Annotated in this window: 19 protein-coding genes; 8 read left to right on the plus strand and 11 right to left on the minus strand. The window is 64.5% G+C overall.

All coding sequences use genetic code 11. From position 1 onward, the window contains the following. Positions 1–229: 229 nt before the first annotated feature. Positions 230–1,243 carry a hypothetical protein gene (locus R3F42_00015; protein MEZ5540417.1) on the minus strand — a complete coding sequence of 338 codons (1,014 nt, stop codon included), beginning with the start codon at positions 1,241–1,243 and terminating at the stop codon, positions 230–232. A gap of 602 nt (positions 1,244–1,845) precedes the next feature. Here R3F42_00015 and R3F42_00020 point away from each other — a divergent pair. Continuing rightward, a complete protein-coding gene (locus tag R3F42_00020) occupies positions 1,846–2,730 on the plus strand; it encodes a class I SAM-dependent methyltransferase (protein ID MEZ5540418.1) in 885 nt (294 codons plus the stop codon). Between the two features lie 339 nt (positions 2,731–3,069). Here the strand turns inward: R3F42_00020 and R3F42_00025 are convergent, their stop codons facing one another. Both R3F42_00025 and R3F42_00030 read right to left on the minus strand, forming a co-directional pair. Continuing rightward, positions 3,070–4,218: a nucleotidyltransferase family protein gene (locus R3F42_00025; protein MEZ5540419.1), complete on the minus strand. Its 1,149-nt coding sequence runs from the start codon at positions 4,216–4,218 to the stop codon at positions 3,070–3,072. Next, entirely contained in the window at positions 4,208–5,032 is an 825-nt protein-coding gene (locus R3F42_00030; protein ID MEZ5540420.1) for a glycosyltransferase family 25 protein, read from the minus strand. The genes R3F42_00025 and R3F42_00030 overlap by 11 nt, the downstream gene beginning before the upstream one ends. A 578-nt stretch (positions 5,033–5,610) precedes the next feature. Between R3F42_00030 and R3F42_00035 the strand changes: the two genes are divergently transcribed. Beyond that, positions 5,611–6,471: a VPLPA-CTERM sorting domain-containing protein gene (locus tag R3F42_00035; GenBank protein MEZ5540421.1), complete on the plus strand. Its 861-nt coding sequence runs from the start codon at positions 5,611–5,613 to the stop codon at positions 6,469–6,471. Between the two features lie 481 nt (positions 6,472–6,952). Here the strand turns inward: R3F42_00035 and R3F42_00040 are convergent, their stop codons facing one another. Continuing rightward, complete coding sequence (locus R3F42_00040) at positions 6,953–7,138, minus strand: hypothetical protein (protein ID MEZ5540422.1); 186 nt, start codon at positions 7,136–7,138, stop codon at positions 6,953–6,955. Between the two features lie 693 nt (positions 7,139–7,831). On the opposite strand from R3F42_00040, the gene R3F42_00045 reads away from it, so the two are divergent. Beyond that, positions 7,832–9,001: a glycosyltransferase family 4 protein gene (locus R3F42_00045; GenBank protein MEZ5540423.1), complete on the plus strand. Its 1,170-nt coding sequence runs from the start codon at positions 7,832–7,834 to the stop codon at positions 8,999–9,001. A gap of 62 nt (positions 9,002–9,063) precedes the next feature. Further along, positions 9,064–9,744 carry a class I SAM-dependent methyltransferase gene (locus R3F42_00050; protein ID MEZ5540424.1) on the plus strand — a complete coding sequence of 227 codons (681 nt, stop codon included), beginning with the start codon at positions 9,064–9,066 and terminating at the stop codon, positions 9,742–9,744. Here the strand turns inward: R3F42_00050 and R3F42_00055 are convergent. From R3F42_00055 to R3F42_00085, 7 genes are all read right to left on the minus strand, one after another. Then, complete coding sequence (locus tag R3F42_00055) at positions 9,733–10,773, minus strand: glycosyltransferase (GenBank protein MEZ5540425.1); 1,041 nt, start codon at positions 10,771–10,773, stop codon at positions 9,733–9,735. The genes R3F42_00050 and R3F42_00055 overlap by 12 nt on opposite strands. Before the next feature lie 32 nt (positions 10,774–10,805). After that, positions 10,806–12,299 (minus strand): FAD-dependent oxidoreductase, encoded by a 1,494-nt coding sequence (locus tag R3F42_00060; GenBank protein ID MEZ5540426.1) that lies wholly within the window; start codon positions 12,297–12,299, stop codon positions 10,806–10,808. After that, positions 12,289–12,963 (minus strand): hypothetical protein, encoded by a 675-nt coding sequence (locus R3F42_00065; protein MEZ5540427.1) that lies wholly within the window; start codon positions 12,961–12,963, stop codon positions 12,289–12,291. The genes R3F42_00060 and R3F42_00065 overlap by 11 nt, the downstream gene beginning before the upstream one ends. A gap of 15 nt (positions 12,964–12,978) precedes the next feature. After that, positions 12,979–13,272, minus strand: coding sequence for a hypothetical protein (locus tag R3F42_00070; GenBank protein ID MEZ5540428.1), 294 nt, complete (start codon positions 13,270–13,272; stop codon positions 12,979–12,981). A gap of 246 nt (positions 13,273–13,518) precedes the next feature. Further along, entirely contained in the window at positions 13,519–14,478 is a 960-nt protein-coding gene (locus tag R3F42_00075) for a UDP-glucuronic acid decarboxylase family protein (protein ID MEZ5540429.1), read from the minus strand. Positions 14,479–14,755: 277 nt separating this feature from the next. Further along, entirely contained in the window at positions 14,756–15,676 is a 921-nt protein-coding gene (locus R3F42_00080) for a putative capsular polysaccharide synthesis family protein (protein ID MEZ5540430.1), read from the minus strand. Positions 15,677–15,679: 3 nt separating this feature from the next. Next, positions 15,680–16,900: a hypothetical protein gene (locus tag R3F42_00085; GenBank protein ID MEZ5540431.1), complete on the minus strand. Its 1,221-nt coding sequence runs from the start codon at positions 16,898–16,900 to the stop codon at positions 15,680–15,682. Positions 16,901–17,304: 404 nt separating this feature from the next. On the opposite strand from R3F42_00085, the gene R3F42_00090 reads away from it, so the two are divergent. The 4 genes from R3F42_00090 to R3F42_00105 all read left to right on the plus strand — a co-directional run bounded on the left by R3F42_00090 (position 17,305) and on the right by R3F42_00105 (position 21,350). Next, on the plus strand, positions 17,305–19,161 hold the full coding sequence (locus tag R3F42_00090; GenBank protein MEZ5540432.1) for a WD40 repeat domain-containing protein: 1,857 nt from the start codon (positions 17,305–17,307) through the stop codon (positions 19,159–19,161). Between the two features lie 45 nt (positions 19,162–19,206). After that, a complete protein-coding gene (locus R3F42_00095) occupies positions 19,207–19,950 on the plus strand; it encodes a hypothetical protein (protein MEZ5540433.1) in 744 nt (247 codons plus the stop codon). Positions 19,951–19,994: 44 nt separating this feature from the next. Further along, positions 19,995–20,717, plus strand: a complete 723-nt coding sequence (locus R3F42_00100; protein ID MEZ5540434.1) for a class I SAM-dependent methyltransferase — start codon at positions 19,995–19,997, stop codon at positions 20,715–20,717. Between the two features lie 69 nt (positions 20,718–20,786). Continuing rightward, positions 20,787–21,350 carry an adenylate kinase gene (locus R3F42_00105; GenBank protein MEZ5540435.1) on the plus strand — a complete coding sequence of 188 codons (564 nt, stop codon included), beginning with the start codon at positions 20,787–20,789 and terminating at the stop codon, positions 21,348–21,350.

Here is a 21,350-nt window from a genome sequence, read left to right on the forward strand (position 1 = left end):
CTGCCGCAGGCAGCGCGCGCAGGGCGAGGGGCCAGGATGGCCCCGAGTCAATCTCTCCGGGCGCGCCAAATACAGAGAAGCCCGCCTTGTGCGGGCTTCTCTGTATATGAAGGTTGAACAGGATTCGAACTCCCGACGCTTCGATCGGTCGAGTTCGACAAAACGGCAGGAACGCCGTTTCGGACGCTGCCGCAGGCAGCGCGCGTCTTGCCTGGTCCAATGAACCTTCTTACCTCGGCGCGAACGCCAATCCCAACCGCACCTCCAGCGCCGGGCCGGTACGGCTTGCGCGGGCGATGGTGACATAGTCGCCGGCCGCGAAGCGGTCCGGCGACAGCGGCTTGCCGTCAGCGTCGGCGAAGCGGGTGCGGTCGTCGATGGGAACAGTCACCGGCCCGCCGCTGTTGACGATCAGCCGGCCGTTGCCGATCTCGAGCAGGGTGCCGCTGAGTAGGGCGGCCTCTAGCGCCAGGATCTGGATGCGGATGGCCACATCCGGCCTGGCCTGCAGCGTCCGCACAGATACCCGGTCATCCTTGTCGAAGGGGTGGGCGATCAGGTCCTGGATGGTGAGCGGGCGGGCCTCGGCATCGACGATGGCCGTCGACGCGTCGATGATGAAAGTCTGTATCTGGCTGCCGGACCGGAGCGAGATGCGATCCGCCTCCACTGCCGCCACCGTTCCGAAGTGGCGCATGATCCCGTCGTCCCGTGCCTCGCCCGCCACCGGCGGCGGCGCCCGGGTGGCCGTCTGCAGCACCTTGCTGGCGCCGTGGTAGTCCTTGTCGTAGGCGCCGCTGGCGATCTCGTCCGTGGACAGAAAGGCGTAAGCGCGCAAGCTCCGGTAGCCGTTGATGCGGCTGTGGATCTCAAGGTTCAACTCGCGGCCGTTGCTGGTGCCCGCGTACTCGACCGCGCCGGATTCCGACCGGATGACGAAAGTGATGTGGTCACCCTCGGTCCGGAACGTGCCGTGCGGTAGTGTCTGGTCGCCGAGCTTGAACCAGGACACGATCTGTTCCGGCTGCCCTCCGGATACGCTTATCGAAAGGACGTCGCCGGTTGCGTAGAAACGCAGATAGTCGGCGCTCGCTTCCTGCAACGGTACGCCTGCGGGAAAGCCGCTCCAGTACAGGCCGTCGAAGCGCAGGCCCGTCGGCCCGGCCGCCGCGGCCGATCCGCCTCCGGTGGGGACCAGGACGCACAGGAGCAGAAGGCCGGCAACAAAGGCTTTTCCTGGCATTGGCTGATCCCGTGGTGGATGGCGTGGTTCGGGGCGGATGGTGCGAGACGTGCTGTGTCGGGCGCTCATCCTCGTCTACGCCGCGGCCTGCTGGCCCGGCAAGCTTGATTTTGACATGCAACGGGAAACGCAACATAGGGGGCAGGGTACCATTTTCATTGAAGTACGAAGCCATTGTCCTCTGTCCCCGGTTATCCCATGCCAGGCAGATTCTGCCGCCTGACGGCCGCATGAAATCTGCGTTGCATAACGAGCGGACCTTGTGCCGGCGCCGGGTGAACTGGTCAGGCACCAGGCGGGCCATGCAGTGGCGGGCCTTCTCTCTGGGCGCGGCATCATTCGCAAACCACATCAAGCGCTTATCGTCTCCTGCGCTAGGCGGTCTCTTATTCTGTACAATCGGTGCCTTGGTTTTATCGGGTTGCGGGCGGCAATCCCGGCGCGCCAGGGTGCGTTCGCGCAGTTGCGTCAACCCGCGGAGGAACCAGAGAAGCCCCGGTTGCGAATCTTGCAATGGTTCCGCGTTGCGAGTTTCCGGCATACTGCAGGCTTGCCGATCCCGGTGTTTGGCCGTCGCCCGGTGACATACAGAGACTAGACCTATGGAAGCTGCAACAGAACACCCGCACAAAACCATGGACCGCCAGGATCTGTTTCAGCCTCCCGGCGCGCAGCTGAGAGCCGAACTCGACACACTGATACGCGATATGTACGCCCGGAATGCGTACATGACGTCCTGGTACGGTACGGTTCCGTATTCCACCAGCCTCACTCAGAAGCTGAAAAATTTTCTGTCCTATGCCCGGCGCGGATTCGATTCCCAGATCGGCAGGAACAACCGGGGCAAGGATTATGAGCCACTACCCGGCGCCGGCGACGATGATCGGCTGCCCTGGTATTTGTACTGGGAAATTGCGCATGTCATGCAGTTTGGACCCCGGCTGGCGCCGGGAATGAAGGCCCTCGATGCCGGCGGGACGGGTTCATTGTTTACCTCATACCTGGCTTCCAAGGGCGTTGAAGTGCATTCCATCGATCTGAATCCGGATCTGGTTGCCATCGGCAATGACATCGCGCAGAAAATGGGATTCAACATGAAGTCCTATTCCATGGACATGACGAAAATCCAGTTTCCCGCCGAGAGTTTCGATCATGCCTACTCCATTTGCGTGTTTGAGCATTTGGAACTGCAGCAGCGGCACCGGGCGCTGGCGGAGATTCACCGGATTCTGCGCCCCGGCGGCAGATTATCCATTACCTTTGACTACCGGAATCCCCGGCCGTTTCTGGCAACCCGCGGCATGTGTACTGATCAGGAGCACCTCATCCTGACGCAAGGCGATATCGAGCGCAGTTTCTTGTCCAGCGGACATTTTGAGCTCGAGCCCGGAGCGCCGTTCCATGACAACGGTAAAAACTATCTGGTCAACTCCACCTGCAAGGACACTCCTTACACATTCGGGTCGGTCATACTCAGGAAACGCTGAACACCCTTTGCGTTGCTGCCGGGCCATGACATCTCCGCACCGGCAGCGCGGCGGCTAACGCGCGCAACGAGGAGATACTGATACAAGTTCCAGTTCGGATGCCGCGTCCGCTATCCGGATGAGCATGCGCGCGAAGGCGCGCTCGGTGCCTGCGGGGAACGTTACGCCTAGCCATGTTGTGACTTGGAGGAAAGCGACTGCTCAGGGCTGGCACGCAGGGTGCGCGCTGGCGGCGGGGGCGCTTGCTTCCCACCAGGCCGGGTTCGCGTGAATATCCCGTCTCGTGCGGCGCTTCGATCGATTGGTCGATGCTTGGAATGGCCCGGTGAGAGGGCCGGGCTAGGTAGCCTTGGGGCGCAGGATACGTCCAGTCAGCCTGATGAATGCCCAGGGCAGCAGCCATACATTACCCAGACACATTTCCTTGCTGAGCATCGCCGGGAAGGTCCAGAGACATGCCGCCAGCGATTGCCCCCTGTGATAGCGGCGGTGCTTGAACCACGCCATCTTGAGCAGGCGCATCTTTTTATGCCCCTCGCTCGGGTGTGCCGGCGCCGCCGTGGTGATGAAATCGTGCTCGGCCTGTTCCCAGCGGGCAATGGGGGCGCTGCCCAGTTCCTGCATCACCCTGGCGGGGACGGCAAGGACCTCGATCTCCTGCAGCACCTCCAGCGCCTTGCGCAGGCGCAGTGCCTTGCGCCGTTCCTTGGCCTGCTCCACCATGTATTGCCAGTCGATGCGTCCCTGGGCATGGCGATACAGCATATGTGCATCCACGATCCAGCGCATGGGATGCAACGGGCTCCAGGCATAGCCGTGAATACAGCAATGAAACAGATGATCGGATTCGGAAAGCGTCAGCACCTCCCCGATATCCGTGTTCAGTGGCTGGGCACGCTCCCAGAGGATCTTGTCATCATCGTCTCTGGCGCCCAGATACAGATGCCAGTGCAGATCCAGCTGCCGGTTATCCGCGTTGCGGAAGGTGCAGGCATGAAAGTTGCGGCGACTCCAGCTTTCCAGGGGTTCGTCACTGACCCAACCTGCTTTCCGCAGCGCCGCCATCGCCTGTTCGGCCTGATCGAACGGGACGATGATATCGATATCCGCCATCGTGCGTGTATGGCGATCGGGGTAGCAGAGCTGGCCCAGCGCCATCCCTTTCAATAACAGCGGGGGAACGCCGGCGTCCTGCAGTGCCTTGAACGCCGGTACCGCACACTGCCACAAGGCATCGACGCGATGCGCTGCCGTCTGGTAGGCCTTCCTGAGGGCCGCCATATCCTCCTGCTCCGAATAGCCGGCGGCCAGCAGATTATGGTAGACGAGCGGTAGTAATCTCCCCTGGGCAACATTCAGATCGGACAGGGCATGGCGCTCGCGCCACTTGATCCATTGATCCCGTGCCGCTTGCGGATCCAGCATGCATGCGCTGAGAACCATCATTTCGTCGTGTGTCGGCAAAAAGCCGCCGTGTTCAAACGTCATTGCCGTTATCCCAATAGTCAGGCACCCGGTAGTGATAACCCCTGATCACATCCCACGCGATCGCGCCTACCGCAACAATTTTCCATCTAAGACGGCGCAGGGCGGCGGGTGGGTCGAACCAGCTCCTGCGATCCGCTGCCAGGCGCTGCGCTTCCAGTTGGGTCACGGTGAGCCCGGTGCGCGCAGCTGCATGATCGGCCTGCCAGACTTTCTGCATGCAGACACCTGGCAGCAGCTGATACACGTGATTGTCTTTCGGGAATCGGAACATGAAGCCATCCGCGGAATCCACCCGCATGAGGTATGCCGCAAGCAGGGCGCGTGCGCGCGTCTGCGTGACGACATATGCACCGCTGCCGTACTGGAACGAGCGCAGTCGATACAGGCCGTGGCCGTCTACCGATGCTTCCCGCGGACCCAGCACGACCCGCATGGGCGACGCTTCCAGGCGCACGATGCAATCGTCACTGGGAAGCCAGCCTGCATCCTGCACCAATGACACGACGGCCGGGGCCAGCAGCACATCGTCTTCCAGGACCACGGCAGCCGCGTGTTTGCCTGCTGCAATCAGCCGCCAGATGCGGACATGACTCTCCAGGCAACCGATCTCGCCGGGCGTCAGCTGCCGCAGGCGGGCGCGACGGTTCAGCTCGGCGCGCGCTTCCGGAGACAGTTTGCTGCCGTCAACCCCGGCAATCCGCTGCCATGCGATGCCCAGTGTGCCGAGTGTCTGTTCCATCTCGGCGCGGCGTGCCGCGTCGGCATCCAGATTGATGACGAACACGGGCAGTTGTGCAACTTCGGACGCATGCATTGGCGATGGGGCGGGTTTGCTGTGTTGCAACCGTGGATAACTTTATGAGTATTATGAAAAATTCTACCGAATTAACTTACCATCGCCAAGCGGCGTCACGCAAGTGTCAGCCAGACGCTGGCAGCGGCCACGATATCCTGTCCCCATGGGGTCTGCCAGTGCCTCGGCACCGCCGGAGAAATGAGCCGAAGGCACTGACAGCGTGGGCATTATTGTCGAGCCCACGGCCGTCATGCACTTATCCAGCCAGGTAATGCGCCGCTGCGGGCGAGCACCCGCGGCGAACCTTGCGTAGTCAGCATCTTCGCGCGCGGGTCATCGACTGGCCAGGCCGCCGGCCCTCGCGTTAGCACTCGGCCGCTGCGCATACCCGAACCGGGCGCGGTGAGGGCGCCTGCCTGCACGATGGCGGCTCGCAAGGCTGCGAGCATTGTGTCGGATTTCTTTGCGATTTGCTTTGTCTGTCGCGGCAGCAGCGGTAATCCATTCCACCCCTGTCACAACCCGGTGCTATGGTTAAACCTGTGCAAGCCGTACACCTGAATTCTGGCCGGCGGGAACTGGCATGGAGGAGCAAAATGAATAATCACAAACCCGTGAGTAACGCCCCATTCAAGACAACAATCCTGAGCGTTGCCGTCTCGCTGGCACTGGGGACTGCCGCCGTCACGACCGCTGCTTCCGTGCAGGCGGCAGTGCTCTCCGCCACGTGGACGGGCCTGCATACCCTGCTGGATCCCAATGGCTTCGCCTTGGCAAACGTGAGCCTGCCCTATTATTACGATCCCACCTGGGGGTATGGATTTCGAACCCAGGTCACCGGCACGATGTTGTACGACACCGCAACGGGTAACGGGATCATGAGTATCGCGCCCTTCCAGTGGGGCGCCGGCGATCCGTTAACACCCATGATCTTTCATACCATGTCGCTGCAGCGGATCGGCGATGGCAATGGAGGGGCCGGACCACTGCTCGATGTCAACACGCTGTGGGACTGGAACGGTAACAGCAATACCGCTGCGGAACTGATCCTGGATGCCTCCGGCTTCTTCGCTGCGATTGCGGGAGGCGCCAGTATCGGACAGCTCATCGACCAGGGCAGCGTGGCCGCGAGCGGCGCCCTGCCTGCCTCCAACGAGATCCGCAAGGGGGTGTTCCCGATCGGTTCCGTACCCATCGCAACCACGACCTATGACAGCGCGTTTCCCCTGACCGGTGATGCCGTCGGTGGTGTCCCGATGAGTGGCGGCGTCTTCCCGCAGTTCAACCACAATCTCGATATCACGTCGCTGACCATCGTGGACGTCACAGAGCTGCCGCTGCCCGCAGCCGCGTGGCTGTTCGGTTCGGGTTTACTGGCGCTGGCCGGGACGGCCAGGCGCAAAAAATGCGCCACGGTCGCGGCCGCGTGGAATCATGAGATAGGTACTAGCACCTAATCTCATTAGAACCTATCTCAAAATTGGAAGATCCTGCGGCGGCCATGTTTTTCGTCATTCCGGCGCAGGCCGGAATCCAGTATTTCGGGGTTTTCTGGATGCCCGCCTGCGCGGGCATGACGATGTAAGAATATACTTGTACCAATTTTGAGATAGGTTCTAATCACGCGCTAACCGCGTTGCTGACAGAGATCCGGTCCTGGCCGCTTCCGGCTTCCTGCCACGCGCGGCGAAGGACAAGGGTGTTTGAGTGTCGCGAAGCACAGGGAAGTGCTAGAGCGAACACGGGTGCATCCCTGCGCGGCGGCCGCTTCCGGCTTCCTGCCACGGAAATCGGCCGCTTGCGATCAGCGCCCGGCGGTCATAGCGGCTGACGCTGTTGCGTGTCGACGTCCGACGCGAGGTAAACACGGCAATGGCGCTAGCGCGTCAGCTGCATCCGGGTCGGCCCGGACCACAGCGCCGGTCTACCCGGATGGGGTCAATGCCGGATGGTGTCCTTGCGGTAGCCGGGATACCTGCGCTGGCCGGACTGCGTTTGCCGGCTGAAATCCAGGTGGCTCATCACGGCCACCAGCAGGCTCATGCCCGCCGGTATCAACGCCAGTATGGTGTAGTACGAAGCCAGCAGGAATAACAGGCCGAATAGATAGAATAGTGGTGCCATACGTCTTCTCCCCCGAGATCGCTCTCAGCTGTCGCCCAGATCCCCCCTGGTGCGCAGTGAATGTGTATTTCTGATTATTATCAATTCACCTCAGAACATACCCCAGGCTCGGCCGCGCAAGTAATAGAAATCTCATCAATTCAAGGTAGAAAAATGGTAAATTCCGCCGTTCTGCCAGGGATCGGCGCCAGGCCGGCAGGATCCCGGGACTTCCGCGGGCGCCGCGCCCGCTGTCCCGCGCGCCTGCGGAGGCACCCGATCGGGCCGCGTGTGGCGATCCCCGCTGTGGTCACCGCCATGCATACGGCCGTCCCCCGGCGTCTGCGCCATGTGCCGGGACGAAGCGCTTGCTGCCCGGGGGAGACGGGCGGTCATCTGCGGGGTACCCCGACGCAGGCAGGGTTCGCAGACCTGGTCGCGGCGCGGCGGCAGCGCCAAGCAGCGGCAAGTGCACAACTGACCACGATGGGAGCAGCCAGATGCCGGATGGTTGGTGTAGTATGGATTTTCATAACGACAGCGCCACGGGGCGCAGGTGACGCAATCGGCCGCCTGCCGCTGCCCGGGTAGATAACGACAAGGCACCATGAACCGATCTCGGCATTCCGCGCGAGCCGCATTACGGACGCATTCCCCTGGTGAGCGCGCGCTGCCCCTTGCCGGCAACCTGAACCGCCACGGCCGGCCCGATTGATGCGTATCGCGCTCATCCAGGACGATATCTTCCTGCCGTCATTCGGCGGCGGCACCAAGGCCAACCGCTGCCTGCTCGAGGGGCTGGCGCAGCATGGCCACGAATGCCATGCCTTCGCGCGGGCCCTGACCCGTTCCAGCGACGGTCCGCGGACGGTGGCGGAGTTCGCCGCGGAGATGGCGGGGCGTGGCACCGCCTTCCGGGAGCGCGAGCCCGGGGTGTTCGCCTACCGCAACGCCGGGGTCGAGGTCGAGGCGCTCGACCTGGCCGATGCGGATGCGCAGCGCGACTACCTGGCGCGGCGGTTGCGGGTACTGGACCCGGACTGGATCTTCGTGACCGATGACAAGCGGCGCATCATGCTGCAGGCGGCCATGGCCGCCGCCCCGACGCGCGTGATCCTGTTGCTGCAGACGATCATCCAGCTGCCATTCGGGCCGCTGGCGGTCGAGCGCAACGCGGATTATGCGCGGCTGGTCGGAGCGACGCGCGCGATCATCGTGATCAGCCGCTTCATGCAGGACTATATCCGCGTGCATGGCGGGCTGGACGCCACGCTGCTGCCGTTGCCGGTCTACGGACCGGGGCCGTTTCCCGACCTCGGCAGCTTCGAGCACGGTTACGTGACGATGATCAATCCCTGCGCGCTCAAGGGCGTGAGTATCTTCATGGGGCTGGCGCGGGCCTTGCCCGACATCCCGTTCGCGGCCGTGCCGACCTGGGGGGCGGATGCGGCACTGCTCGAACAGTTGCGTGAATTACCCAATGTCACGCTGCTGGCGCCCTCGAACGACATCGAGGATATCCTGGGACGGACCCGCGTCTTGCTGGCACCCTCGTTGTGGCCGGAGACGTTCGGCTACGTGGTGCCCGAGGCGATGCTGCGAGGCATCCCGGTGCTGGCCAGCAACGTGGGCGGACTTCCGGAGGCGAAACTGGGTGTCGACTATGTCCTGCCGGTGGTCCCGGGTCAGTTCCGCCCGGACGGCTTTGTCGCCCCGCCGCAGGACCTGGCGCCGTGGGAGCAGGCGCTGCGCGGTTTGCTGGCGGATGCGGACACCTACCGGCGGTGTGCGCGGGAGTCACGGCAGGCGGCGCAGGCGTTTGTCTCGACCGTGTCGGTGACGCCGTTCGAAACCCTGCTGGACCGGCTCGCGGAGGTGCGCTGAAGCAACCGCAGGCAGCACGCACTGCTGCCGGCGCAACCGCTGCCGCCAGGAATACCAAGACGATGGAAGAGAACAGCACCAGGCCGAAAATCCACCCGGAGTTCCAGCGCTACATCGACCAGCAGCCGTACTCGGTTGTGCTGGACGGGCTGCGATTCACCATCGACAAGGACGTGTTCCCGCCCGATATGGGCCAGTGCTCGCTCAACCTGGCCAGGATCGCGCAGGCATACCCGGCACGGACCGCGCTCGACATGGGGTGCGGTTCCGGCTATCTCGCGCTGGCCATGAAGCGCAGCGGGATACCCGAGGTGTGGGCCGCGGACATCCATGCCCCGGCCATCGAGTGCGCGCGCCGCAATGTCGCGCTCAATGCCGCGCTCGGGCCCGTGCACGTGGTGCACAGCGACCTGTTCGAGCAGATCCCGGCGGCGGTGAAATTCGACCTGGTGGTATTCAATCAACCGTTCGGGCCCGGGCAGGGCGATACGGTCTGCGGTTGCGGGCCGGACGGCGGATACCGCATCACCGAGCGCTTCCTGCATCAGGCGCGCGACCGGGTGAACCCGGATGCCGCGCTCATCATGGCGTTCTCCGACCGTGAGCCGGTCGAACACAGCCCGGACCGGGTGGCGAGCGCGCTCGGGTACCCGGTGCGGACGATATTCCACGCCTACTACGGCAATGCGAACAACTACATCTTCGAGATCCGGCTGCCCCAGCGGCCTGCCTCAGCCGGCTGACGGCGCCCGGTGCCGCTGCAACAGCCTGACCTCGATCCAGCTCCAGACAAAGGCGGCGCTGCTGTAGAGGTAGTAGAGCTGGTGAAACAGCACGGCCCGCAGCGCGAACAGCGCGCCCTTGCGCCGCCGGAAAAAACCGAACAGCGGCCGGTTAGCAGCGGCCAGGGCCAGGCCCGCGACGGGCACAGTCCACCACGACAGCAGGTTTGCGGCGGCCGCTCCCAGCAGGATGAGCGCCAGTCCCGCGATGCCGGCGCGCACGCGTTCGTCCAGGGCTACGTTCAGATCGTCACGCGCGCCCGTGCGCGTCAGCAGCAGGCGCGACCAGGGCAGGGCGCGGCAGCAGATCTCCGTGCGCAGCAGTTGCAGCAGGTGCCACGCCTTGAGGTGGGTGCCTTGCAGTTGCGGCAGTAGCAGGATACGTCCCCCGGCGTCGCGCAGGCGGTAGCCGAGCTCGATGTCTTCCACACAGCGCATGGCGGCGTTGAAGCCGCCCACGGCCGCGAAGGCGCTGCTGCGCACCGCGCCGATACCCGACCAGAAGGTCGAGGCCTCGCGCGGCGCGCGGTTGTGATAGTAGTGGTGTACGAGGTTCTTGTACTGTGACAGGAAATTCTGTGCCGGGGGATGGTCATCGTAGGCGCCGAAGACCGCGACGACGCCGGGATCCGTGAAGCCCGCGGCGAGCTGTTGCGGGGCGTTGCGGTCGACCGCGATATCCGCATCGACGAACCAGAAGATGGTCCCGGTCGCGCGGGCGGCGGCGCAGTTGCGTGCCGCGGCGGGGCCGAGCTGGCCGCCGGACGGGATGACCTCTGCACCCAGATCCGCTGCGAGCCTGGCCGTGGTGTCGGTCGAGCCATCGTCGACCACCAAGAGTTCGTGGATTTCCCGCGTGTGCAGCATTGCCAGCAGTGGCGGCAGGCTCCGCCGGAGATAGTCGGCCGCATTGTACACCGGCATGATCGCGCTGATCGTCGGCGCGGCTGGCGCGTCAGTCTCCCCGGGCCGTAGTGTCGGTTCCGCCATGCAGAGGTTCGGGGCGCTGTCAGTCAGCGGGGCTAGCGGGCATCCGACCCCGTGCGCTGGTGCGCCGTGGCGCTATTCCCGTAGCTGTCGCGTGCCGGTTCCTCGCCGCTCTTGATTTCGTGGTAGTTGCGCTCGGTGTTCACGGCCAGGTGATCGACCTTGTGGCCCAGCAGCCGCTGGCCGAGCAGCAGGCCCATTTCGATGGAATGGTCGGAGTTGTTGTAGCGGAAGGTCCCGCCGCGCCCCACGATATGGACACCGGTGAAGCGCTTGAGGTAGGCATTGATGGTCGCGATCTTGTCCGCGTACTCCAGGTCGTAGATGGGGTAGGTCTCGCGCGTGCGGATGATGTTGGCGCCCTCGACCTCGTCGTCGTTGATGAATTTCAGCTTGTCGACCAGATCCCGCACGCAGCGTTCCTGGATCTCGTCGTCGCTCATGTTCCAGATGCCGTCGCCCTTGCTGCAGAAGCACTCGAGCACCAGCGAGGTGTGGTCATCGTCGGGGACCATGTCGCGACTCCAGTTCTTGGGTTCGTGCATGCGGCCGAACAGGATGTCCGCATCCTGGATGTAGAGCCAAGTGTCCCGGGAGACCTGCCGGCGGCGCAGCTTCAGGTTGACCGTGATGAGATCGCGGAACTCCAGACTGCCGGCGACCGCCGCGACATGCTGGTTGCATTCCGGCTCCAGGATGCGCGCCAGCACGCCCAGCGGGATGGTCGAGACCACATCCGTGCCGCGGATGCTGTGCTCGCCGTCGTCCCGGCGATAGCGGACTTCCACATCATTGGGCCCGTGATAGATGACCCGGGTGACGGTACTCTGCAGGTGGATCTCGCCACCCCGTGCCGTGATGTCCTCGGCCATGCGTTCGGGTACCCGCATGTAGCCATAGCGCGGATACATGAACTCGTCGATCAGGCTGGTCAACTGCTCCTTGTTGCCGACCAGCGCCTCGCGCACGACCGACCAGATCGACAGGCCCTTGCTGCGCTGCGATACCCAGTCCGAGGAGAGTTCCTCGCAGGGGCGGCCCCAGACCTTTTCGGTGTACTGGCGGAAGAACATCTCGTAGAGCTTGCTGCCGAACTGGGCGCAATAGGCCTGCTGCATGTTCACCACGGGTTTGGGCAGCACGGCCTGCTGGAACACCGCCCAGAGGAAGGCGAAGCCCGCATGCAGTATCGTCAGCGGGCCGGTCTTGCGCAGCAGGTCGCCGAAGCGGATCGGGTAGAAGAAATACTTGCCGTCGTAATAGATTCTGCTGATCCGCTCGACGTCCACCAGCTCGCCTTCCAGCAGACGCCGGAACCAGTCGTTGAGGGCCTCGTTCTTGGTGAACCAGCGATGACCGCCGAGATCGAAGCGGTAGCCGTCGACATGCACGGTGCGGCACAGGCCGCCGACGAAGTCGTTGCGCTCGAGCACGGTGACGCGTCCGCCGTGGGCGGACACCTCGTGACCCGTGGCCAGTCCGGCAGGCCCGGCACCCAGTATGATGACATGCTTGTTATTATCGCTCATCACGCCATCTCCGGTGCCGGATGTGAATGATGCTGTTGTAGATCCCGCTCCACAGCTGGCAGAGCAGGTAGACGACCAGGAACAGCTGGGCGGCCCCGATCAGGCTGCCCGTGAAACTCACCGAGTAACCGGCCAGGTAGTGTTCCAGCAGCCGGGCGTGGATGCTTTCCTCCGCCGTGCCGCGCAGCACCAGCCAGCTGGTCGTCAGGATCAGCGAGCCGGCTGTCACGCTGCCGAGCGCGAGCCCGAGCGCGTTGCCGCCGATGGGCACGATCAGGTGCTGTGTCGATTCATTCGCATTCTCCTGGGCCAGGAAGGAGCGGACATGCTCGCGCAGGTTGCGCGCGTAGATGCGATAGAGCGCCGCACCGCAGAGCGCGCCGATCACGCCGCCCCACAGCAGCCCGATCCAGGCTCCGGTCGGACTGACCTCGTAGCCCGGCAGGAACACGCCCAGCAGGTTGAGATAGTGACCGGGATCGGGCAGCCCGCGCCGGAGCGAGAGCAGGGTGATGAAAAACAGGCTCGCGGCCCCGAGCACACCCATCACCAGGCCGGTGAGGAGGGTGTTGAAACGCACGACGGTCTTCAGCAGACGCTCGTCGATCTCGGTGTCGGGTGCCACCTGCTGCCTGGTATTGATCTGGTAGACGTTGTTGCTCATGGCATTCCGGAGGGCTCAATCCACCATCATCCTCAGCCAGGAGGCGCGAATGACCATGGCGGTCATGTAGAGATAGTGCGTGACATTCCACATGCCGGCGACCACCGCACCGGCGAGCGCGCCGAGCAGCAGGCCGTAGCCCGCGCCCAGGCCCGCGCCGGCCCAGGTGACGCTGTATCCCGGCAGGTAGATGCCCAGGATCTGCAGATGCGGCTCGACCTGGCTGCCTGCCGCCGACCCCTTGACCAGCAGCACCGCGGTCACCAGGAACAGCAGCAGCGCGATCACGCTGCCCGTGGCGACGGCCATGGCCAGCACATCGATCCTGCAAAAGGCGATTTTAAGTAATGCCCTGTCTGCCCTGGTTATTCTATTCATTGTTTATTGTGATTCTCGCGCCGGCGGCCCCCCGCACGGCAATCTGGATAGATAATAGCACAACAGGCGGGGGCGCCTCATACGCCATTGGTACAGTATCGCGCTCGCGGGCGCCCGGCATCCCCCTGGCAGCCTCGGCTGCACGGCGGTCGTGCGCGCGCGGGTAGGGGGCAGCTGCTAGGGCGCCGCCCCGCCGCTGCGCTCCTGCAGCAGGCGGTCGAAGTAGCTGATCGTGTTCACCAGGCCTTCCTCGAGCCGGATCCGCGGCTCCCAGTCCAGCAGGCGCCTGGCCAGGCCGATGTCCGGACAACGCTGCCGCGGGTCGTCTCCCGGCAACGGGTGGAAGACCAGCTCCGAGCGCGAGCCGGTCATGTCGATGATCTTCTCGGCCAGTTGCCGGATGGTGAATTCCCCGGGATTGCCCATGTTCACCGGTCCGGTGACGTCGTCGGGCGTCTCCATCATCCTGACCAGGCCGTCGATCATGTCGTCCACGTAGCAGAACGAGCGCGTCTGGCTGCCGTCCCCGTACAGGGTGATGGGCTGGTTCTGCAGGGCCTGGACGATGAAATTCGACACGACCCGGCCGTCGTGCATCTGCATGTAGGGTCCGTAGGTGTTGAAGATCCGCACGACCTTGATGCACAGCCGGTGCTGGCGGAAGTAATCGAAGAACAGGGTTTCGGCGCAGCGCTTGCCCTCGTCGTAGCAGGAACGTACGCCGATCTGGTTGACGTTGCCCCAGTAGTCCTCCGGCTGCGGATGGATCTCGGGATCGCCGTAGACCTCGCTGGTGGAGGCCTGCAGTATCCGGGCATGGATGCGCTTGGCCAGGCCGAGCATGTTGATCGCGCCGTGCACGCTGGTCTTCGTGGTCTGCACCGGATCGTGCTGGTAGTGAATCGGGCTGGCAGGGCAGGCGAGGTTGTAGATTTCATCCACCTCGATATAGAGCGGAAAACAGACGTCGTGCCGGATGACCTCGAAATAGGGATTGTCCAGCAGTTCGACGATATTGCGCTTCGTGCCGGTGAAGAAGTTGTCCGCGCAGATGACCTCGTGACCCTGGCCGAGCAGGTGCCGGCACAGATGCCGTCCCAGGAACCCGGCGCCACCCGTGACCAGGATGCGCTTCATGGCCGGGTGCCCGTCCCGGGCAACGCCACGACGCCCAGGCGCTGCACGTGGCGGGGTGGCAGGCTACGGTCATGCGACCGGCGGTGCGGCGTGATACGTTCACCGTGTCGGTGCGGGTGTGGGGTGACTTCATCCATGGTCTGTGGCATCCGGCGGTGCCGGCCGGCGCCGCGCTGGCGGGGCTGCGGTCTGACCGGACCGTCATTGTCAGTGTTTACAGACAGGCTATCCAAACGCCCCGTGCTTGGCAACCGCTGCCGCTGACAGGCGCGGATGTTCATGCCGGCCCGGACGCGCCGGACCAGCGCGCGCGGAACGCGGCCCGCTCCGCGGCGGAATAGAAATGCCGGGCATAGCGGGATTCGTACATCTGTTCGAGCAGTGCCGCAGGCAGCCGGACGCGGTCCCGGAATTGCGCATATTGCGCGGCATAACTCTTCTGGCTGGCGACATTGCTGCGCACCAGTTCGAAATTGTCGAGCCCGAGGAAGTCCCCTATGGCTTGTGCCTTCACCCGGTCATCGAGCTCCACGCGCAGCACCAGCAGGCTGATCCGGTCGCGGTTGATGACCGTGTAGCCCTGCTCCACGGGGAACGGGTGCTCGAACACGTCGATGCCGAAGTGGGTCTTGACCTCGGCGTCCAGCCAGGTCAGCGGCCGCGAGTGCGTGTACTGCGCGATGAAGACGTCGATCAGCGCGTCGATGCTGCAGTCCGCGTGCGCGAGGTCCGTCCCGAGGTACTGGTCGATGATCTGGAAGAACATCGAGACATTGTTGGCGACCGGCTCGCGCACCAGGGTGATCACCCGCAGCGGGTAGCGCGAACGCACCCAGGTCCGGTAGATCTGTTCCGCGTAGCAGCGCTCCCGAAAGCGCCAGCCCAGCCGCTTGCGCAGCGGAAATTGCTGGAAGACACGGCGGTCATGCTCGATCTCCCGCAGCAAGGCCTGGCGGTACTGCGGCTCGACGGGGGTCCGCTCCGGATCGCGAGTCCTGATCGGAAAGTACTCGTGGCTCATCAGCACCGGCCGCAGTCCCGGGTGCTGGCGGCGAAACAGCGAATTACGGATGGAGGACGAGCCTACCTTGCCCATCTGGTAGATGAGCACGGGATGCCGCCAGTTGAACCAGGGCGCGACCGTGACCGCGAAATACTCGTAGACGCGGCGGTCGAGCCACCGTCTGTTCAGGTGCACGGGTCAGATCAGCTCCAGGCCGGGCGCTTCGTAGATGAAATCCGGGCCGAGGTTGGCGTTGTACGCGCCCACCGCATAATGCACCAGGAAATCCCCCGGCCGGACCTCGACGAACGGCCCGTCGTAGAGAATGTCGTTTTCCCGGCAGGTGGCGCCGAATATCACGGTCGGCGCTGCGGGACCGCGGCGCTGCTGCAGGTCCTCCGTCCAGGCGCGGATGACCTGCGGCGAGTAGTGGGTCAGCGGCACCATCGAGATGCTGCCGTTGCAGTTGATCTCCTGCCGGTCGTTGCGCCGCTTCACGTGCACGACGCGGGTCACGAGCACGATGCCGTCGGCACTCAGGTAGCGGCCGGGCTCGAGTATCAGTGCAGGGCGCGGCTGCGCAGCCGGGAAATGCTGGCCCAGGGCCGCCGTGATGGCCTGGACGTAGGCCCCGATCTCCTGCGGTTCCCACTGTTCCCGGCTCTTCGGCTTCGGCGTGTGGGCGGGATAGCCGCCGCCGAGATCGATGTACCTGAGTGCCGTTCCGCCCGCATCCAGGTGGCGCTGCGCGAATTCACCCAGCCGCCCGGCGGCCACGCTGTAGATGCCGGGATCGTCGGTATCGCCGTAGAGGTTGGTGTGCAGGGCGACGAGCTGCAGCCCGGGCGCGCGCCGGAGCTTTTCCACGGCTGCCAGCGCCTCGCCGTTTTCCAGCGAAAAGCCGAACCGGCTGTGCCCGAGCCTGGGCAGGGTGCTGGCAACGCGCAGGCCGACCGCGACCGGCGCGGCAAACGCAGTGCCCATGGCCACGACCCGGTCGAGTTCATCATGGTCGTTGAGGTTGACGAGCGCGCCCTCGGCGAAGGCGGTGCGCAGGTCGGCATCGGTCTTGTAGGGACCGTTGAAGATGATCGAATGCCCCGGGTATCCGAGGGCGCGGGCGAGCCGGTATTCGCGTCCCGAGACCACTTCCGCCCAGGCGCCTGCCCGCTGCAGGATGCCGGTACCGGCCAGCTGGTAGTTGGTCTTGAACGAGAAGCCGATGACGTGTGCCGGCCAGTTGCCGGTGAGGCTGGCGTCCATGGCGCGGTAGCGGTCGGCCACGATGTCACTGTCACACAGGAAAACCGGTGTGCCGGTGCGTGCCAGCACGGCCTGTACCGCCGCGCGCTTGCGCGCGAGGTCGGGATAGTATTGCAGATCGCTGTGCGGGAGCTGTTCCGCTGAGACTGTGTTCACGTGGGCAGGACGGCCTTGTTATGGGTACGGGTCAGCCTCTCGATGTCCGGCCCGGGGCCGGTAGCCGGTGACGGGGCACCGCCTCGATGCGCTGATTGTTCTATGTAATTTCCTCCGGTGCACAATGTCAACAGGCGTACCGGCGGCAGCGTAGGCGCGCCGGCCACGCGCAACGCTCAAGCATGAGCATATGGGAATATGTTCATATGTTGCTGTAATGGGGTGCGGCGGCGGTCGACGCGAGCTCAGGCGCTCGCGGCATGGCCGGGCAAGGTGGTCGAGCCTTGCGCTTGACCGCTGCAATTGTCGCGTTTGCAACGGTTATGCTAGCATCGATCATTGGCTGAAAATAACCTTCAAACCATAGCGTTCAGCCTGTAAACCATAACAAGCGAGCACGGATCATGCAGACGCAAACCGCCACCCAGCACGATATCATCGACCCCTTTGTCCGGCATCGCGGACCGGTGACCTGTGTCGCCGGCATCCCCGGGCGTAATGCCGCCGTTACCTCCGCCTACGATGGCGCCGTCGGCTATGCCGACCTCGCGGCCGGCACCCTGGAACTGATGGGTTACCATGACCATCTCGCCAACAAGATCACCGTGAACCAGGCCGGCACCAAGGCCGCGTCCTGTTCCTCCGATTACACGATCTACATCTGGGATCTCGCCACGCGGCAGATCGAGCGGATCCTGAAGGGTCACAGTGACGATGTCGAGGATTTCGTCTTCGTCGATGACGCGCGCGGCGTGTCGGTATCGCGCGACTGGCGGATCATCGTCTGGAACCTGCGCACGGGCGCCGTCATCCATATCATCGAGGGGCACGACAAGGACGTGCTGTCGGTGGCCGTCGACAACGGCCTCATCTACACCTCGGGCGACGACATGACGCTGCGGGTCTGGGACCTCGAAACCGGCAGGCCGATGCGCATGTGGGGCCCGTTCGAGGACGAGACGGACAGCTGCGCGATCGACCCCCGGCATGGCCGTGCCATCCTCGGCTGCGATGATGGCGTGGTGCGGGTGTTCAATATCGAAACCGGTGCGCCGGTCGCCGAGATCCCTGCGCATGCCTCGGGCATCAAGCGCGTCACGGTATCACCGACCACCGGCGACATCCTGTCGGCGGCATACGATCAGCGCATCCTGATCTGGGATGCGAACGACATGAGCCTGAAGCTGGAACTGGAATTCCGGCCCTCGATCTGGGAACGGTCGTTCAACTGGACGGCGGATGGTACACGCATCCTTGCCGGTACCTTCGACGGCACGGTGCTGGTCTGGGATGCCGCCAGCGGCAAGTGCCAGGGCGAGACCGGGGAGCGGGGCGAGGGCAACGCCTGCTTCAACGATGTCAGCGGCACCCGCGCCGGCGACATCCTGACCGTGAGCGACGACGGCTTGCTGCGGCTGGGCCGGCTCACGCCGGGAGAGGCCAGGTGGGTGGCGGAAATCGAGCCGCGCTCCGGCCGCATCCTCGCCAATGCGATCACCATCGATGCGGAATACGGCATGGCGGTGAGCGGCGCCCACAACCAGATCCTGCACCTGTTCGACTTCGACGGCAGGACCCTCGCGAATGAGATCGAGGTGCCGCTCGGGGAAGGGCCCATCAACTGCGTGCGCATCGCCCATCATGCCGGTCACGAGCGGGAGTGTTTCGTTGCCTGTTACAGCGGCGCCATCGTGCGGGTCAGCCGGGACGGCAGGATCCTGGGCAAGTTCGCCGGCAACGACGGCGCGGTCAAGGCCTTGCGCCTGCACCCGACCCGGCGCATCGGTGTCAGTTGCAGTGCCGACAACACCCTGCATTCGTGGGACTTCGACGGCAACCGCCTGCATACCTTCCTCGGGCATATGGCGATTGTCGACGATGTCGATATCGACCCCAGCGGCAGCATGATCGCCAGCGTGTCGCGCGATTTCACGATGAAGGTCTATCGCCTCGACGACGGCAGCATGGTGGGCTCCTACTCGCTCGGCCGGCGTTCGCCGAAGGCGGTGTGCTTCGTGGACCCGGAAACGGTCATCGTGACCAACTACTGGGGCTCGCTGCTGCGCTTCGAGATCGGCAGCGGCGCAAGCCTGGTACAGCACATCGCCAAGAACGGTATCAGCGCGCTGGCGCGCTGCGGCGAGCATCTGGTGGCATCATCCTACGATGGTGCGCTGTATCTCGTGGACCCGACGACGCTCGAGCCGGTGAACACGTTGCGCAGCATGACCCAGCGCCTCATGCCGAGCGCCCTGATCTGAGCCGGAGCCGGGCGCAGGTGATGCGACGGGGCACTGCGTTGGTCCATGTCTCAGTTGACGCGGTTCATCATACTGGCTGCACCCCGTACGGGTAGCAACCTGCTGTGCACGCTGCTCAATTCCCACCCGGATGTGCTGTGTCACCATGAACTGTTCAACCCGCGCGGGATCTATTACGCGCTCGACCATCGTGACGGTTCGCTGGATTTCGGCAGCCTGGAGACGCGCGACCGGGAACCGGACGCGTTCCTGCAGCGCGTGTGGACACACCCCTTGGGCGCAGCCTGCGTGGGGTTCAAGATGACGCGGGGCCAGGATGCCGCCATCATGCAGGAGATGACCGGTGACAGCGGCGTCCTGAAGATAGTCCTGCACCGCAGGAACCGGCTCAAGACCTACGTCTCCGAGCAGCTTGCGCGGCGCTCGGATACCTGGGAGGTCTATGCGCCGGAGCAACGCGCGACCGGGGTGCCGCGGCTGCAGATCGATGCGGATGCGTTCCGTGCCCATGTGGCGGACAACGACCGCTTCTACCGCGACCTCAGGCACGTCCTGACGTCCGGGCGGCAACCCTGGATCGAAACCGCCTACGAGGCGCTGTTCTCCGCAGCCGAGCAGCGCCGCCTGCTGGAGTTCCTGGGCGTCGAGGCGAGCGGGGCGGCGCTGGTCGAGGCCAGCATCAAACAAAATGACAGCGATCTGCGCAGCCATATCGCGAATTTCGAGGAACTGGAGTCGGCGCTGGCCGGCAGCGAATACCTGGCACAGCTGCACGACCGCAGGCACTAGCCGTCGGTCCGGTTGCGACCTGGAGAGATAACACGGGAAACCCTATGTCTGTGACTACACTGCTCAACAAGAATTTCATCACCGCGATGCTGACGGCCGACGATCCCTGGTGTTCTAGCCACGGTTCGGACGACGGCGCCGAGGATCTCAGCGCCGGCATGCTCTACTACGCGCTCGCCTATGCCACTCGGGCACGGACCTGTGTCTGCCTCGGTTCCGGCGGCGGCTTCGTGCCGCGACTCATGCGCCAGGCGCAGCGCGACCTGGACATCCCGGGATCGCGCACCTATCTGGTGGACGGGGCGCAACAGGTTTCCAGCGAGCGCAAGGCCGTATGGGGCTCGCCCTACTGGCTCGAGGAGAACTCGACCTTCCGCAGGAACTACCCCGAGATCGAGCTCGTGCTGAAGCTGACCGAGAATGCCTTCAACGAGGTCTTCGTGCCCGGGGACATCCGCATCGACTACCTGCACATCGACGCGGACCATCATTACGACGGCGCCAAGCGCGACTGGGACCTGTACCGCACCCTGGTGCCGGACAACGGCGTGATCACGCTGCACGACACGACCAACTACCGCGATCCCTGCGGCGTGCCGCAGCTGGTGGACGAGATCCGGGCCAGCGGCGAATACGACATCGTCAACTTCCCACTCGCCTATGGCACGGCCATCGCACGCAAGATCCTCAGCGTCGAGCAAAACATCGCGGCATCGAAGGCGAGCCGCACCACCGCCCCGGGCCCGGCGCGCAAGCAGCGCGCCTGATTCCGGGCACGTGTGCACGGGCGTGTCCCGGTCCGGCCCCGCGCGACCCGTTGACGGCGCGGCACTGGCGTGAGCGGCGCCGCGCAACCGCTCGGCGCGTTGCTCGCGGCGCAGCGTATCCTGGTGCTCGGCCCCTGCGGATCGGGCAAGACGCGTCTGACCCGGGAGCTCAGCGCTATCCTCGGGCTGCCCGCGGTACATCTTGACGCCCGTTTCTGGCATCCCGGCTGGATCCCGACTCCGCAACCGGAATGGCGCCGGACGGTCGCTGCGCTGGTCCGCGAACCGCGCTGGATCATGGACGGGACCTACGAATCCACCCTCGATCTGCGGCTGCCGGCGGCCGAGGCCCTTGTCATGCTCGACCGGCCACGCTGGTCCTGCCTGTGGGGGGTGCTGCGCAGGAGCCTGGTCTACCGGAACCGGCCGCGGCCCGACGCCCCGGCCGGACAACCCATCGACCGCGCCTATCTGCGCTACATCTGGCGCTACCCGGCGCAGACGGAAACGCTGGTGCGCGCGCTGATCGCGAGGCATGCGCCGCGCATGCCCATCGTGCAGCTCGCCGATCGCGCGGGTGTCGAGCAGCTGCTGGCCGGACTGCGCACGCACAGGCGCGTTCGCCCGGCCTGA

This window comes from Pseudomonadota bacterium, from assembly GCA_041395565.1.
In the GTDB taxonomy this organism is placed as follows: Bacteria; Pseudomonadota; Gammaproteobacteria; order UBA9214; family UBA9214; genus UBA9214.

Coding starts and splice junctions, on each gene's coding strand:
- R3F42_00040 (MEZ5540422.1), bottom strand. CDS start 7,138: ATGGCACCACTATTCTATCTATTCGGCCTGTTATTCCTGCTGGCTTCG.
- R3F42_00015 (MEZ5540417.1), bottom strand. CDS start 1,243: ATGCCAGGAAAAGCCTTTGTTGCCGGCCTTCTGCTCCTGTGCGTCCTG.
- R3F42_00030 (MEZ5540420.1), bottom strand. CDS start 5,032: ATGCATGCGTCCGAAGTTGCACAACTGCCCGTGTTCGTCATCAATCTG.
- R3F42_00075 (MEZ5540429.1), bottom strand. CDS start 14,478: ATGAAGCGCATCCTGGTCACGGGTGGCGCCGGGTTCCTGGGACGGCAT.
- R3F42_00050 (MEZ5540424.1), top strand. CDS start 9,064: ATGGAAGAGAACAGCACCAGGCCGAAAATCCACCCGGAGTTCCAGCGC.
- R3F42_00100 (MEZ5540434.1), top strand. CDS start 19,995: ATGTCTGTGACTACACTGCTCAACAAGAATTTCATCACCGCGATGCTG.
- R3F42_00045 (MEZ5540423.1), top strand. CDS start 7,832: ATGCGTATCGCGCTCATCCAGGACGATATCTTCCTGCCGTCATTCGGC.
- R3F42_00025 (MEZ5540419.1), bottom strand. CDS start 4,218: ATGACGTTTGAACACGGCGGCTTTTTGCCGACACACGACGAAATGATG.
- R3F42_00065 (MEZ5540427.1), bottom strand. CDS start 12,963: ATGAGCAACAACGTCTACCAGATCAATACCAGGCAGCAGGTGGCACCC.
- R3F42_00055 (MEZ5540425.1), bottom strand. CDS start 10,773: ATGGCGGAACCGACACTACGGCCCGGGGAGACTGACGCGCCAGCCGCG.
- R3F42_00095 (MEZ5540433.1), top strand. CDS start 19,207: ATGTCTCAGTTGACGCGGTTCATCATACTGGCTGCACCCCGTACGGGT.
- R3F42_00090 (MEZ5540432.1), top strand. CDS start 17,305: ATGCAGACGCAAACCGCCACCCAGCACGATATCATCGACCCCTTTGTC.
- R3F42_00035 (MEZ5540421.1), top strand. CDS start 5,611: ATGAATAATCACAAACCCGTGAGTAACGCCCCATTCAAGACAACAATC.
- R3F42_00070 (MEZ5540428.1), bottom strand. CDS start 13,272: ATGGCCGTCGCCACGGGCAGCGTGATCGCGCTGCTGCTGTTCCTGGTG.
- R3F42_00060 (MEZ5540426.1), bottom strand. CDS start 12,299: ATGAGCGATAATAACAAGCATGTCATCATACTGGGTGCCGGGCCTGCC.
- R3F42_00020 (MEZ5540418.1), top strand. CDS start 1,846: ATGGAAGCTGCAACAGAACACCCGCACAAAACCATGGACCGCCAGGAT.